At 53.6% G+C, this 15,682-nt stretch carries 10 protein-coding genes; 4 read left to right on the forward strand and 6 right to left on the reverse strand.

What is annotated here, in order from left to right; genetic code table 11:
• Window positions 1-115: 115 nt before the first annotated feature.
• Window positions 116-1,246 (reverse strand): tRNA guanosine(34) transglycosylase Tgt, encoded by a 1,131-nt coding sequence (gene tgt, locus I6E40_RS02445; RefSeq protein ID WP_235385266.1) that lies wholly within the window; start codon window positions 1,244-1,246, stop codon window positions 116-118.
• Window positions 1,247-1,255: 9 nt separating this feature from the next.
• Window positions 1,256-3,736 (reverse strand): endopeptidase La, encoded by a 2,481-nt coding sequence (lon, locus tag I6E40_RS02450; protein ID WP_235385267.1) that lies wholly within the window; start codon window positions 3,734-3,736, stop codon window positions 1,256-1,258.
• A gap of 507 nt (window positions 3,737-4,243) precedes the next feature.
• On the opposite strand from lon, the gene I6E40_RS02455 reads away from it, so the two are divergent.
• Window positions 4,244-5,062: a tRNA1(Val) (adenine(37)-N6)-methyltransferase gene (locus I6E40_RS02455; RefSeq protein ID WP_235385268.1), complete on the forward strand. Its 819-nt coding sequence runs from the start codon at window positions 4,244-4,246 to the stop codon at window positions 5,060-5,062.
• A 4-nt stretch (window positions 5,063-5,066) separates the two neighbouring features.
• Here the strand turns inward: I6E40_RS02455 and I6E40_RS02460 are convergent, their stop codons facing one another.
• Window positions 5,067-5,837: a nitrilase-related carbon-nitrogen hydrolase gene (locus I6E40_RS02460; protein ID WP_235385269.1), complete on the reverse strand. Its 771-nt coding sequence runs from the start codon at window positions 5,835-5,837 to the stop codon at window positions 5,067-5,069.
• Window positions 5,838-5,899: 62 nt separating this feature from the next.
• Window positions 5,900-6,703, reverse strand: coding sequence for a protein phosphatase 2C domain-containing protein (locus I6E40_RS02465; RefSeq protein WP_235385270.1), 804 nt, complete (start codon window positions 6,701-6,703; stop codon window positions 5,900-5,902).
• Between the two features lie 756 nt (window positions 6,704-7,459).
• On the opposite strand from I6E40_RS02465, the gene I6E40_RS02470 reads away from it, so the two are divergent.
• The 3 genes from I6E40_RS02470 to I6E40_RS02480 all read left to right on the forward strand — a co-directional run bounded on the left by I6E40_RS02470 (window position 7,460) and on the right by I6E40_RS02480 (window position 11,122).
• Window positions 7,460-8,803: a glucose-6-phosphate isomerase gene (locus tag I6E40_RS02470; protein WP_235385271.1), complete on the forward strand. Its 1,344-nt coding sequence runs from the start codon at window positions 7,460-7,462 to the stop codon at window positions 8,801-8,803.
• Between the two features lie 44 nt (window positions 8,804-8,847).
• On the forward strand, window positions 8,848-9,606 hold the full coding sequence (locus I6E40_RS02475; protein ID WP_235385280.1) for an HAD family hydrolase: 759 nt from the start codon (window positions 8,848-8,850) through the stop codon (window positions 9,604-9,606).
• A gap of 772 nt (window positions 9,607-10,378) precedes the next feature.
• A complete protein-coding gene (locus I6E40_RS02480; RefSeq protein ID WP_235385272.1) occupies window positions 10,379-11,122 on the forward strand; it encodes a ThiF family adenylyltransferase in 744 nt (247 codons plus the stop codon).
• A gap of 173 nt (window positions 11,123-11,295) precedes the next feature.
• Here I6E40_RS02480 and I6E40_RS02485 read toward each other — a convergent pair whose 3' ends face one another.
• Together I6E40_RS02485 and I6E40_RS02490 are read right to left on the reverse strand one after the other, a co-directional pair.
• Window positions 11,296-11,496: a hypothetical protein gene (locus I6E40_RS02485; protein ID WP_235385274.1), complete on the reverse strand. Its 201-nt coding sequence runs from the start codon at window positions 11,494-11,496 to the stop codon at window positions 11,296-11,298.
• Between the two features lie 31 nt (window positions 11,497-11,527).
• Window positions 11,528-14,452 (reverse strand): discoidin domain-containing protein, encoded by a 2,925-nt coding sequence (locus tag I6E40_RS02490; RefSeq protein WP_235385275.1) that lies wholly within the window; start codon window positions 14,450-14,452, stop codon window positions 11,528-11,530.
• Window positions 14,453-15,682 lie beyond the last annotated feature (1,230 nt).

The following is a 15,682-nucleotide window of genomic DNA, read 5'->3' on the forward strand; positions in this document are numbered from 1 at the left end:
ACTCTTTGTCTCTTTGACTCTTTGACTCTTAGTCTCTTTGACCCTTAGTCTCTTTGACCCTTAGTCTCTTAGTCTCTTTGACTCTTAGTCTCTTTGACTCTTTGACTCTTTGACTCTACAGTTTTCGCATGAGTTTCTCCACCATTTCTTTTTTCCACGGTGTGAACTCATCGGCGAGGATGCGGCGGCGCGCCTCGCGCACCAACCACAGGTAGAAGGCGAGGTTGTGGAGACTCGCGATTTGCATGGCGAGCAGTTCCTTAGCTTTGAAGAGATGGTGGAGATAGGCGCGGGAGTAGTGTAAATCAACGAAACAGAGTCCGGCGGCATCGACGGGGTCGTCGCAGTCCGCCCACTTGGCGTTGCGCATATTCACAACGCCCTCTGAGGTGAAGAGACAGGCGTTGCGACCGTTGCGTGTCGGCATGACGCAGTCAAACATATCAACGCCGCGCTCTATGGCTTCAAGGATGTTCACCGGCGTGCCAACGCCCATGAGATAGCGTGGACGGTCGGTGGGAAGTATCTCGTTGACGACGTCAATCATTTCGTACATCTGCTCGGCGGGTTCGCCAACAGCAAGTCCGCCAATGGCATAGCCCTCCGCATCGAAGTCACGCATGAAACAAGCACTCTCCCTCCGCAGGTCGGCATAGACGCAGCCTTGCACAATGGGGAAGAGTGCCTGGTGGTAGCCATACTTGGGTTCCGTCTCCGTGTAGCGTTTCCAACAGCGTTTCATCCAGCCGTGGGTCAGGTCGAGGCTCTTGCGAGCGTAGGTCTTGTCCGCCGTCCCGGGAGGGCATTCGTCGAACGCCATCATGATGTCGGCGCCGATGGAGCGTTCGATGTCAATGACCCGTTCGGGGGAGAAGAAATGTTTGCTGCCGTCAATGTGACTGCGGAACTCGCAGCCTTCTTCGGTGAGTTTGCGGATGCCGGAGAGGGAGAAGACCTGAAAGCCGCCGCTGTCGGTCAGCATCGGGCGGGAGAAGCCGTTGAAGCGATGGAGTCCGCCGACGCGCTCCAAGACCTGCGTGCCGGGGCGGAGATAGAGGTGATAGGTGTTTCCGAGAATGATTTCCGCTTGCAAGTCGTCAATGAGTTCGCGAAGGTGAATGCCCTTCACGCTGCCGACGGTACCGACGGGCATGAAGATGGGCGTGTGAATCACGCCGTGATCTGTCGTGAGCAGTCCGGCGCGAGCGCGTCCGTCTTTCTCTGTGTGTTGCAACTGATAGGTCATTTTCGGAATCTATGCGTTGGATTCTTCCTTCTCTTCTTCGGGGATGGTGAGTTTGAAGGAGAAGGGTGCTTTTTCTTCGAGCAGGGCGAAGGCAAGGACGTCCATCACGTTCTCGACGAAGTGGAAGTTGACGCCTTGGAGATAGCGTTCATTGATTTCTTCGATGTCTTTTCTGTTTTCTTCAGAAAGGACGATGTCGGTGATGCCGGCGCGTTTGGCAGCGAGGATTTTCTCCTTGATGCCTCCGACGGGGAGCACCTTTCCGCGGAGTGTGATTTCTCCGGTCATGGCGACGCGGTCTCTGACTCTGCGCCCTGTCAGGGCGGAGGCGATGGAGGTGGCAATGGTGATGCCTGCCGAGGGACCGTCTTTGGGCGTCGCTCCTTCAGGAACATGGATGTGCACGCTCCAGTGGTCAAAGACGCGGCTGTCGATTTGAAGTGCCTCGGAGTGGGATTTGACATATTCCAACGCCAGCATGGCACTCTCTTTCATGACATCGCCGAGATTTCCCGTCACGGTCAACTTGCCGCCTTTCGAGGGGCTGAGACTGGTCTCGATGAAGAGAATCTCACCGCCGACGGAGGTCCAGGCGAGACCCGTGACGACGCCGGCGTAGTCATTGCCTTGATATTGGTCTCTGCTGTAGATGGGTTTGCCGAGGAACTTCTGAATGTTTTCCGGTTTGAGCGTGCAACCGCAGTTGAGGGTGAATTCTGCGAGGTTGACGGAGGCGTTATAAGCGACCTTGCGGAAGAGTCTTTCGATTTGTTTCTCGAGTTGGCGCACCCCGCTTTCACGCGTATATTTTTCAATGAGAAACTCCAGTCCGTCGGGCGTAAACTTGACCTTACGTCCCGTACCGAAGTCAAAGAGTTTCTGTTCTTTGGGCACGAGGTGGCGCCGTGCGATTTCCTTTTTCTCTTCTGCGAGATAGCCTTCCAGTTCCACGATTTCCATTCGGTCGCGCAGCGGGGCGGGTATGGTTTGCAGCGTGTTGGCGGTGGCGATGAAGAACACCTGGGAGAGGTCGAAGTCGAGGTCGAGATAGTTGTCGTGGAAGGCATTGTTTTGCTCAGGGTCGAGGACTTCGAGCAGTGCGCTGTAGGGGTCGCCGTTGTAGTTGTTTTCAGAGACTTTATCGATTTCGTCCAGCACGAACAGGGGGTTGGCGGACTCTGCCTTCATGATGCCTTTGATGATGCGACCGGGCATGGCGCCAACGTAGGTCCGACGATGACCGCGGATTTCCGCCTCATCGTGAACGCCGCCGAGAGAGATGCGGACATATTTTCTTCCGAGCGCCTCGGCGATGCTCTTTCCGAGCGACGTTTTGCCGACTCCGGGAGGGCCGTAGAGGCAGAGGATGGGGGCCTTGCCGCGTCTCATGTAACTCAAGGAAGCCAAATATTCCAAGATGCGTTCTTTGACTTTCTCCATGCCGTAGTGGTCGTGATTCAAGATGCGCTGAGCGCGGCTGATGCTGAGATTGTCGCGCGTGGTCTTTCCCCAGGGAAGGGAGACGACGGTTTGGAGATAGCCGAGTTGGACGTTATAGTCGGGACTCTGCTGATTGATGCGCGAGAGTTTTTGGAGTTCGCGTCTGAAGGCGGCTTCGACCTTCTCGGGGAAGACGAGTTCGGCAGCCTTCTTTTCCAACTCAGCAACGTCGGCATTTCCTTCTTCACCCAACTCATTTTGGATGTTCTTTATCTGTTGCTGAAGGAAATATTCTTTCTGCTGCTGGTCGAGTTCTTCGCGAGTCTGCTCCTGAATCTGCTGTTTGAGTTGCGCAAACTGACACTCTCGGTTGAGCACCTGGAGGAGTTTGTAAGCACGCTTTTTCAAGTCGTGTTCCTTGAGCAGTTCATATTTATCTGCACTGTCCAACGGAATGTTGGTGCAAACGAAGTTGATGAGGAAAACGGGATGCGAGATGTTTCTGATGGCAAAGCCGGTGTCTTCGGTGCGAGTGCCTTCAATGAGTTTGAGGTAGCGGATGACGCTGTCACGACATCCATCGACCAGGGCAGCGAACTCTTTGTCGGTGTTTTCATAGGTCACTTCCTCGAGGGGTTCGACTTCGACACGCATCAGGGGGGAGCGGCGCTTCACCTTGAGCAGTCGCAAGGGACCATAACTTTGCAGAATCGCCGCGGAATGCCCGGTGGGCAGGTCAATGGTGCGCATGACACGCGCCAAGACACCTTCTTCATAGAGGTCTGACGCCTCGGGCTCTTCGACCGTCGGGTCTTTCTGAGAAAAAATGGCGATGAAATCGTTTTTCTTTGTGGCATAGTCCACTGCCTTGCGGCTCATCTCTCTACCGACAGTGACGGAACCAACGACGCCCGGGAAGAGCATCATGTTTCGCAAAATCAGTGCGGGAAGGGAACCGGAGGCGGGAGTCTGTAACAAAGCGTGCATGTCGCCCTCAAAGTCTGCGATGAGGGAGAAACCGTTCTGCATATTGTCGTCTTTGAATAACATGGGCATAAGGAAAAATGACGTGGTGTGCTTCCTCTAAACTGCGAGCCGGACACATCTGCCGGCATCGAAAAGGCGGGAGGCATCCACGAACCGACATACCTAAGGCACAGTCGGACACGGGTTGCAAAATTACGAAATAATCTCTGAGTTCTTCGCACTCGCAACGAGGAAATGGCGGAGAAGAGGCGCTGCGAGGGCGACAAACGTGAAAAACGGAAACAAAATTGCCTCAAAACAACGTTTTTGCGACATTTTCCGCTCAAAGGACGTTCACGAAGAAAGGAAGCAAAAAACATGCCGAAAAAACGGAGAACGGGAAGGGAATACTGAAAATCTGAAAGAATGGCTGTAATTTTGCCGCGGGAATCCTCCTTGCCGACCGCCGTCTCGGCGACCCATCCCGGCGATTTGATAATCGCAAACGCCGTCTCGGCGCTCGCAGCCGGCGGTGGGGCGAGGGAAACGGTTCTCGCATGCTAACAACGATTCAACCATACAAACACCTCCATGTTCTCTTTTCAACAATTTGAAATTGACGACCGCCACTGCGCCATGAAGGTCGGAACGGACGCCGTTCTGCTCGGAGCCTGGGCAGACGTGGAAGACTCTCAACGGATTCTGGACGTGGGCTGCGGAAGCGGCGTGGTGACGCTGATGGCGGCACAACGCGCACCGCACGCCGTCGTCACAGGCGTCGAACTGGACGAGGCTGCCGCAGCGGACGCAGCAGACAACGCCCGCCGCTCCCCCTTCGCCGAAAGGGTGGACATCGTCTGTGCCGACATCTTGAAACTGGCGGCGGAGGCGGACGATGCCACGAAAACACAGTCTGAATCTGAACCGATGTTCAAGGAAGAAGAAAGGACAAAGAAAACAGGGCGTTTCGACTGCATCTTGTCGAATCCGCCCTACCACGAGGAAGACCTGCTCCCGCCTCTCACCTCACGAGCCGCCGCACGCCACACCGCCGGCGGAGGTCTGACTTTCGAAGCACTGCTTCGTGCGGTCTCGCGCCTGCTCGCCCCTCCCGCTTCGCCGGACTGTGCGGAGGGAACTGTCGCCCCGCGTTTCTGTGTCATCTTGCCCGCGGCAGCGGCGGAGCGTTTCACCACTCTGGCGGCTGTTCACGGACTTTGGGCAGTGCGGCGCACGGAGGTGGTGACGCGGCTCGGCAAACAACCGAAGCGGGTCTTGCTTCAATTTTCACCGCTGAAAGCCACCTGTCAAACGGAGACGCTGGAGTTGCTGCGCGCCGACGGCAAACGCTCCGTGGCGTACGACCGCCTCTGCCGCGATTTCTACCTCCATCCCGACAACGAGATTTGACCGCCTACTCCAACACGGGGAACTTCGTCCTTAGGTGCTCCATCCGTGCGAAGTCGGGGGAGAAGGTGAAGGTCTGCTCGGCAGCGTCGAGTTTCGCGAGCACATCACCGTAGGGACTGATGACCGAAGAGCCGCCGCGATAGAACTCACTCCGCGGTGCATCCGCCTCGTCAGCACTCCATCCCGCACAGTTCACGCCGACACAAAAGACCTGATTCTCCAAGGCACGCGCCGCCAGAAGGGCATGCCAGACGCGCTGACGGGAGGAGGGCCATCCTGCCACGTAGAGGAGCAAATCGTAGGGCGCGGCGAGGGAATTACGTGCCGTCTCGGGGAAGCGCAGGTCGAAACAGGTCTGCAAACGAATGCGCCTTCCCTCCCACTCCACCGTCACCGGCACCGCGCCGGGCAGGAAACTGCGGTCTTCGCCGCCGTAGGCGAAAAGGTGTTGTTTGTCATATACTTCCTCGTGTCCGTCGGGGCGCACGAAGAACAAACGGTTGCGCCATTTCCCTGCCACCTCGTCGTCTGCCACGGCAAGAGAACCGGCGACGGCGGCAGATGTGCGACGCGCCGTTTCGCGCATCCACTCCAATGCCTCGCCACCGGCAGCGGCGGTCGCGGCGGTCGGCGAAGTGGTGAAGCCGGTGACCCACATCTCGGGAAGAACATATAGCGAGGAAGGAGGAGCGGACGCCACCAAACGGTCGGCAGCGCGCAACATGTCGCCCACACGTCCGGGGCGCAAAGCGGTCTGAAGAATCGTGACTTTCATGGGAAGAAATAGGAGAAGCAATCTTTATTATATTAGGGAAAAAACCAATGAGCACTCGGACTTCAAATCTCGAGTCGGAGGAAAGCGCGGTCGTCAAAGGAAAGATTGCCGGGACGCAAACCTTTGGTGGCAGGATTGGAGGTGATGCAGAGCGGGTCGATGCGTAGGAGTTCCTGCAGGTGCTGCTCCGTTAGCGCGAGACTGTCAAAGAGTTCGGGATAGCCGTCGGAAGCGAGCACGAGACTGTGCTCTTCAGCGGGCACACGCAACACGGTGACGGCGGAGGGAGTAACGGGTGTTCCGTCGAGAACGACATAGCGGAAGGGATTGAAGGCGGCGGTGACGTTCTGAAAGTTGGTCTGCAAATGCAGAAAGTCTGCAATCGCCTCGCGCCCGAGGTCGCGCCGGAGCAGTGACTCCGCACTGTGACCCTGCGCCAAGAGATGGGAAAGCACGCAGCAGCGAATCTCGGTCAGCACCTCATCAACCGCTTTCGCGACACGGTGGGTCTTACCGCCGAAACGACACTGACAGTCGCCGACGAGCCACACCTCCCTGCGACTTCGGGAGAAGATGACGGCGGAACAGGTGGGGCGGAAGGCTGCATCGCTCCGCCCGCGGGGATCGCTGACGGATGCAAGTTCGCGAGTGAGCAGGGTCAGGGTCTCGGACAGCGTGGCAGATGCGGGCACTGTCTCCAAAGCGCGAACCACGGTCTGCATGGCGAGACGCCCGGCGTGTCTGCCTGCCACCTTGGACGTACTCCCATCGACAACCGCCGCAAACGCGTCCGTGACGACCACGCCGTCTTCACAGAGCGACGCATCGGGCGACTTGCCGCACACGAATTTTTCCACAGTCTTCATGCCGCAAAGGTAGTGAATGACGAAAAAACAAGCAAACGCGACAACGCTTGACGCCGATTGCCCAATGACTGCCCACGCCGTCAAGAAACCTCCGTGCGCGGTGCGTAAGCATCGCGACAGTCAAATGACTGCCAAACGCCGTTAGCCCCCCCGTGCGCGGTGCGTAAGCGCCGCGACAGTCAAACGACTGCCCACGCCGTCAAGAAACCTCCGTGCGCGGTGCGTAAGCATCGCGACTGTCAAACGACTGCCCACGCCGTCAAGTGACTTTTCCCTGAGGCTTTCTCACTTTTTCCTTAGGGCGCGTTACTTACCGCCCGTCGGGCGGTAAACATGCCGTCCCTCGGGCGGTAAACATGCCGTCCCTCGGGCGGTAAACATGCCGTCCCTCGGGCGGTAAGTGACAAATCGGCGCGCAGGAGTGACGAAGTGCGCACGCAGGAGTGACAAATCGGCGCGCAGGAGTGACAAGTCGGTGCGCAGGATTCCCCAATGAACTCCAAAAATGGACTCAAAAGAGGAAAAGTGAGGAAACAATGTCGCTCCTTTCGGAGGCAAGCACTAACTTTGCACCTTGAAAATCAAAGGGGCTGCTCCGAACGAGAGGATTTTCTCCTCCACAGAACGTTCGCCCCACGCCTTCCCTTCCGGACAATACAAAAACTAAAGGAGTGTTCCATAAATTGGGTTGATCACCTCCTTTTGAACACTCCTTATTCCATAAATCATAGAACACTCCTAAACACTTTCATCATCATGAGTAATATTCAAATCGACAGCAGCAAGGCTGTCTCCTTTCTCTCTGAAAACACCATCGCATCCCTCGAACCGCGCGTGAAAGCGGCTCAAAAGGCGCTGGAAGAAGGCACCTGCCCGGGCAACGATTTCCTCGGTTGGATGCACCTCGCCTCTGAAACTTCTCCCGAACTGCTCGCCGACATCAAAGAAACGGCTAACGTGCTTCGCGAAAACTGCGACACAATTGTCGTGGCTGGCATCGGCGGTAGTTACCTCGGCGCACGCGCCATCATCGAAGCGCTCAGCAACAGTTTCCAATGGCTCATCAACGACGGTAAGAATCCCGTCATCCTCTTCGCCGGAAACAACATCAGCGAAGACTATCTCAGCGAACTCACCCTCTTCCTGAAAAACCGCAAATTCGGCGTCATCAATATCTCCAAGAGCGGAACGACCACCGAAACGGCACTCGCCTTCCGACTCCTCCGCAAACAGTGCGAGGAACAGCGCGGCATCGAAACCGCACGCAAGGTCATCGTCGCCATCACTGACGCCAAAAAAGGCGCAGCACGCACCACTGCGGACAAAGAAGGCTACAAGAGTTTCATCATTCCCGACAACGTGGGCGGACGATTCAGCGTGCTGACACCGGTCGGACTACTCCCCATCGCCTGCGCAGGTTTTGACATCGAAGCCCTGGTCAAGGGTGCCGCCGACATGGAACGTGCCTGCGCTCCCTCCGTACCGTTCAACGAGAACCCGGCAGAACAGTATGCAGCCACAAGATTTGCTCTCTATCAGGCTGGAAAGAAAATCGAAATCCTCGCCAACTATCAGCCCAAACTCCACTTCATGAACGAATGGTGGAAACAACTCTACGGCGAGAGCGAAGGAAAGGACGGAAAGGGAATCTTCCCCGCTGCCGTGGACCTCACCACCGACCTCCACTCCATGGGACAATGGATTCAGGAGGGCGAACGCACCGTCTTTGAAACCGTGATTTCGGTCGAAAACCCGAATGCGAACGTGCTCTTCCCCCACGATGAAGAAAACCTCGACGGACTGAACTTCCTCGAAGGTAAACACGTCGATGAGGTGAACAAAATGGCGGAACTCGGCACACGCCTGGCTCACGTGGACGGTGGAGTGCCCAACCTCCGCATCGTGATGGAAAAACTGGACGAATACACCATCGGACAACTCATCTACTTCTTCGAACGTGGCTGCGGAATCAGCGGTCTGCTCCTGGAAGTGAACCCGTTCAACCAACCGGGCGTCGAGGCTTACAAAAAGAATATGTTCGCGCTGCTCGGCAAACCGGGCTACGAAAACGAAACGGCTGCCATCAAAGCACGTATCTAAAAACTGACACTTACTTCGTGTCCGACATGAACCACAATGAATCAATGGAAAGAGAGGGGAAGGTGGCTTTCCCTCTCTTGTCTTCTCACAACGGAACCGCCGCTCTCAAGCGCTTCCTTGAACGACACAACTATCCTGCCCTCACGCCGAAAGCGGTGCTCTTCGACATGGACGGCGTGCTCTTCGACTCCATGCCGAACCACGCTTCTTCCTGGGCGAAGGTTTGCACGAACTTCGGACTGAACATGACGCCGGAGGAGGCTTATATGCACGAGGGACGAACCGGCGAGGCGACCATTCAGATTCTCGCACAGAGATATTGGAAACGACCCGCCACAGCGGAGGAGATGGAACAAATCTATGAAGCGAAATGCCGCCTCTTCAACGCTTGCCCCGAAGCGCCCAAAATGGAGGGGGCAGCGGAGGTGCTGAAGGAGGTGAAGAATCTGGGACTGACCATCGCAGTGGTGACGGGAAGCGGACAGCAATCGCTGCTGCAACGCCTGGAGGATAACTACCCGGGCATCTTTCGCCCGGAACTGATTGTCTCAAGCAAAGACGTGCGACACGGGAAACCGAACCCGGAACCTTACCTCCTGGGACTGGAACGCACGGGACTGAAACCGTGGGAGGCAATCGTGGTGGAGAACGCACCGCTGGGCGTACAAGCCGCCGTCGCCGCAGGCATCTTCACCATCGCGGTGAACACGGGACCGCTGCCGGAAAGCGTTCTACTCCAATCCGGCGCTGACCTGCTCTTCCCTTCCATGACCGCCCTGGCTGAAGCACTGCACAAAGCGTGACCCTTCGCTCGTCGGCTCGTCGGGGCGGTGACTCGGTGGCGCGGTGGCTTTCGCTCGTCGGGGCGTGAGCCACGCCCCTTGCCGCGAGGCGCTCCCCGGCGTGCTTGCATCCGCCCTTCTCTCTTCTTGAAGCGTGTGCCACGCTTCAAGAAACAGCGACCGCCTTCGGCGGAGTTTGAAGTATATGACCAAGCCCGAATCCGATAGCAACGAAGCAGATTGGCTATTATGACACACCGCCTTGCCGCGAGGCGCTCCCCAGCATGCTTGCATCCCCCCCTCCTCTCTTCTTGAAGCGTGTGCCACGCTTCAAGAAACAGCGACCGCCTTCGGCGGAGTTTTTCTACCACCGTTCACGTCGCGTAAGCGACGCGGAAACTCAAAATCCCACGCTGTTCCCTGTCCCTTCCCCTTCGTCTCTTTGTCTCTTCGACTCTTCCCCCCTTTGTCTCTTCAACTCTTTGTCTCTTTGTCTCTTCGACTCTTCCCCCCTTTGTCTCTTCAACTCTTTGTCTCTTTGACTCTTAGACTCTTTGTCCCTTTGTCTCTTCAACTCTTTGTCTCTTTGTCTCTTTGTCTCTTCGACTCTTTGTCCCTTTGTCTCTTCGTCTCTTTGTCTCTTCGACTCTTTGTCCCTTCGTCTCTTTGTCTCTTCAACTCTTTGTCTCTTTGTCCCTTTGTCTCTTTGTCTCTTTGACGCTTCGTCTCTTTGACTCTTCGTCTCTTTGTCTCTTTGTCTCTTTGACTCTTTGTCTTTCCCCCCCTCAAAACCTTGAAAACTGATATCTTTTCCCGTGTAAACCGCTTGTTGGGCGATGACGCCACTACCCTGCTCTCCCAAAAGAAAGTGATTCTCTTCGGAGTGGGAGGAGTGGGAAGTTGGTGTGCCGAGGCACTCGTGCGCACCGGCATCACGCACCTCACCATCGTCGATGCTGACAAAGTGCAACCGAGCAACATCAACCGCCAACTCATGGCAACCACCCTGACCGTTGGAGAGGTCAAAGTGGATGCTCTGCGCAAACATCTGCTGACCATCAACCCGGAAGCAGACGTGCGTGCCATTCACGGGCGCTATGACGCAGAGACGGCGGAGACCTATAATCTCAATGACTTTGACTACGTCGTTGATGCCATCGACTCGTTGGCAGACAAGGCACTTTTGATTCGCAACGCCACCCGCTCCACGGCACGTCTCTTCTCCTCCATGGGTGCCGCACTGAAACTGGACCCGACGCGCATCGCCGTCGCCGAGTTCTGGAAGGTGAAGGGCTGTCCGCTTGCCGCTGCGCTGCGTCGTCGATTCAAAAAAGAAAAAAACTTCCCCGCCCGAAAATTCCTCTGCGTCTTCAGCGACGAACTACTGCAGAACCGCGGTGAGGAAAATCCCAACGAGGACAAATCCATCAAATCCCTCGTCAACGGAAGCCTCATTCACATCACTGCCATCTTCGGCTTCACGCTCGGAGGGCTCATCATCCAAGACATCACCAAACGCGCCACAGAATCTGCCTAAGGGCACGAGTAGCAAATCAAAATGAGCCGCGCGAATCACTTCGGGCGGCTCACAAAAAATTACAAATAATATTGATACCCGCTGAACATGAAGTTTCAGCAAGCGCGTTTGAGACGGTGCGTCACCTCTGCGACACGGAAACCTGTGCGCCGGAGTGTCGCACCGTCATCTTGTCATTCCATGTTTCCCCAAAGGGAAGAATTCCAACTGCCGGAAGAAGGCTTCTGTTCTTGATTGTCCCGCTTGTTGGAGAGGAACTCATCGCCTGCATCTGCATCGTCTGAATAGATACCGAGAGAAGTGCGAGTGAGAACCTCGTTGGAACCCATGAGTTCAACCACCTCCAAAGAGGGTTTGATATAAGTCTTTTTCATATAGTCAAAAGTTTTGAGGTGATTAATCTGTTTACTTTATGAACACTTTCTTTCCGTTCACGATGTAGAGTCCCTTGGTCATGCGGCTCACGCGGCGACCGCTGAGGTCATAGATGGCAGTCTTGCCACCGTCGTTCACCTCGATGCCCTCGATGCCGGTGGTAACATCGTCGAAGACTATGCGGAGCGCATTAGCCCCGGCGGGAGCAGTGTAGGGAAGATAAGCGCGGAAACCTTGGATGTTTGCACCACTGTACTTATAGATGCCGATGCCTTTGGAACCGTTCTGCAGCGTGTAGATGCTGGCGTTAGCACCCTTGGCGGTGGTGACGAACTGTCCGGCGAGATAACCTTCCGTGCCGTTGTTGGCATAATCAGCGTCTGCCACATCACCCATCACCTGGAGGAACACCTTGCCGTTTTCTTCACCGGTCAAATATTGGAAGATGACGGGCGTGTTCTGCGGAATAGTGCCTTCAATGGGAGTGAGTTTCAGCACACCGTCAGCCACAGCCCCGGTGTAGGCTTGAATGCGACGAGTATCCACGCCATTAGTTTGTCCGAGAGCCACAGGGCTATAGAGCGTTCCAAATCCGGCAGCCGTGCTGACACCCACGGGCAACCAAGAAACCTCTTCAATCACCCAGTCATAACCGGAGTCGGTGTGGGCATTATCGGCCAAATTGCCACGATCCCATGTTGTGCCGTTACAATAGATAGCACGCTTATTATCACCATCCACCGTGGCGATGGTATAAGAAGCGTAGTCAATACCACATCTGAAAGCAGTTACATAACCTGCATGACCCACATCTGCCAAAGCATCTTTATTCCAGCCAATGTATTGTCCTTCCACGTATGCCACAAGCTTGTTGTCAGCAGTCAAATAGAAGATGGACTCACGACCATTGTCATTGACATCACCACACTTTAATGTATTACCGGATTTGTCAGAGCGCAAACGTTTATCGCTGTGTTTCACACTCTTGAAACGATAGAACTTGCCGGTGGCAGGCTGGTTCATTTCAAGAGTAGGAGGGTTGTTGGAGATGCGTGTAGTGAGTGTGGTGAGTTGGTCATCAGTGAGTTCAGTGAGAGCCTGTGTGGCGAGGGGAGAATTCACTGCACTGAAGAAGTCATCATAACCTGACTTGCAACTCTGTTGCACTTGGTTCAAACCGGTTCCAAAATTGCTTTCTTTCAAAGCCCCAATGCCGGAGTTTTTCAAGGCGGTGTTGAGCGTGCGAAGATTCTCTATGTGTGTAATCGGGTTTTGAGAAACTACGGCAAAGTAAGTTCCTGCGTCATCAAGGACATTATAAAAGCCCATGTATGAATCTGTACCAGTATGATTGGACACATAAGTGCTACCACCGGCAGGTTTCAGAGCGTAAGGATAATCGGTATTGCCTGAAGGCACATACTCATAAAGGTTGCTGACATAGCCGGAAGTAGTGCTGATATTGGTCAACTTGTTTTCACCATCTCCCACCGTGGTGTAACCCATCGGCAGAGAAGGTTCAATGTAAGGGATAAGCTTGAGAAAGCCGGTAGCTTCATCTCTCACCATAGACCAATAAGTGAAGACATTGTTGCTGACAGCAGTTGCATCTGCCATACTCTCAATCTTAATCTTGCCACCCTCACAACTCTTGAGTGTCCACATCCAATAGTCACCTACGTTCTGACTTGTACGACCGGACTTGATGGCAAAATACTTGGGAGAAGCGGGATCCACTGTGATGAAGTCAAGATCCTTGGTGGAAGCATATACGCCGTATTTGTTGTTCAGCGCTGTTAACTGTTCAGTGATGGGAGTCACATCACTCAATAAAAGGGTGGAATTATCCGCTTCGTTAATTGTTGCTGCAGTTGCCAACAAATTGTAATAGGCAGAATTGAACTCATAGTCGTAGGGATCTGTGGAGGCACTTGTATTAGAAATGGTGTACGTATTAAGACCAAATGCAGAAAGAGCGAAGTAGGGGTAACCGTTGAATGTACCACCAGAGGAATTACCTTTCACCACGTAACGGATATATTTAGAAGCAAAGGGTAAAACGAGGACACGAGAAGAGAAAGATGTTGCATTTGCCTGAGGCAAACCATCTGCATCCTTGGTGAAGGTGGCAACGCTCACATAGTTCACATTGTCGGAACTACATTGAATTTCAATGATGGTGGGGTATGGACCCTTATCGTGACGAGTACGATAGGTGAAGTCTATAAAACTGGTCGCTTCCGCTAAGTTCACTTGCAAATAGTGCCAGGTGCTGGGAGCAGCGGCTACATTATCTTGCCAAGAAGAGTGGAAAGAAGTGTTGTCTCTGTTGTCCACAAGGTTGGAAAGCGTCATACCAGAGTCATCAGTACCCGTTTTGGTCTGTTCTGCATTACAGAAAAGATTGCCATCGGCAGTGAGTGTCACAGGGGCAGCATCACTTAACGTCACAGGTTTGATCTCACTGTAGTAGTTGTGGCCAGTAGTATAAGCAGCGTTAAAATCAACTTTTGCTTCATTAAGCAATGCCTGATATTCCCTGGAAGCATCTTCCGCGGTGTAGAAAGCGTAGCCATGACCTTTTGAATAAGTGACGAACCTACTCACTTCGCCATTCCAATACGAAGTCGGAGTGGCGCTGTTACCTACGACCCAAACATTGTCTGAGGAAGTAATCTCAGTGTAAGCTACAGATTCACCACTGATGTTTTCATGGTTTTGTGCTTCTTTAGTAAATGTGTTCCCTGACCAATTCTGCAAATAAAGATACTGAACGTCTGCATTGTTTGAAGTACCATCAAACTTCAGATAAGTGTCTGCGCTGGCAGGCTTGATAGAGAGTTTGACAATGTCATTGCTCAAACCCGTCTCCACACTGGCAATCTTCCAAACGGAGGCACCAGCAGCCTTGTCATAATGTAAGTTGGAAGAACCGGCATACGGCTTTTCCTTCACGAGTTCAAGACTATTCCCGTTCTTCTTGAGGAAGCCGGTACGGTCACCATTCCGATTGGTGTTGTAAATAAACACCAAATCATTAACTGCGAACGTTGATTTGCGCACTCCCGGCTTGTAGTGCGTCACTGTCTCTGTCTCTGTCTGCGCAGAGACAGACAACCCACCAACAACGCAGAAGAGCATTGTCAAGAGCAAAAGTGTTTTACGCATTTTTAGTTTGTTTGAGTTAAATATTTAATGAGTTGTTCTTACTCCTTGATAGTTTTGCGCTGCAAAAATACGATTCAAATGTTAAAAGCCAAAGACGGGGGGGTAATTGTTGTTAATTTAACTCAGAAAAGTTACATTTTCGCGAATTTCCCTTGAAAAAGCAGTAAAAACACCTCTCTGCGCCCTCATTTTCCTCAAAAAACATCCTAAAATCTGCGAAATCTGCGAAATCTACGAGCGATTAAAAATCTGCGAAATCTGCGAAATCTGCGAGCCTTTCAAAACTCGGCGAAAACCTCGGCGAAAATCCGCGAGAGAAAAGCACAAATCGGGTAGGAGGTAAATGCTAATCATAAAAGGCATTTGCCTCCTACTTTCGCATTTACCGACCTCCCACACCACCGTACAAGCGGTTCCGCATACGGCGGTTTCGTGCTTTCTCATCTCACGATGTGTGGCAAGTTGTTTTCAGCCATCCCGTAGAGAAACGTCATTTCCAATCTATTGTCGGATTCCGTCCTATCGTGTGATTAGAGAGCTTCTTTCGAACATCTGACTACAAAGGACTCTTACAGGTAGCAGTCATTTACTATTGCACTGCACGATTCGGTCCTTCCCCATAAGCACACGTGCTTTAGGTACTACGACCTCTGCTGACTTCTCGCAGTTCGTTGTTACTACTTGCCAAAAGGCTCGTCTGCGAGACCTCCTCAGATAAGGGCATTAACTTTCCATCTTATGTCTGCTTCATTTACACCACCCGTTCCGAATAGCTATGGGGCTTTAGTTTGTATAGCAACCTTACCCACGGGCATATGCCTTGTATGAAGTTTCTGTTCGTCAGACCAGATGTTTGCCGCCGGCTTCCTTCAGATTCCACCTCACGATGGACACCCTTGCCTTGGGCTATGCGTAACCATCCGAAATCAGCCGTCCTATGCGGGCAAAAAAATCTCACGGGTTATCCGTGAGATTTTTTGTAATAATAAGGAAGCATCTGCTTGATTTGCTCCGGTG

The sequence above is a fragment of the Prevotellamassilia timonensis genome, from assembly GCF_021531665.1.
In the GTDB taxonomy this organism is placed as follows: domain Bacteria; phylum Bacteroidota; class Bacteroidia; order Bacteroidales; family Bacteroidaceae; genus Alloprevotella.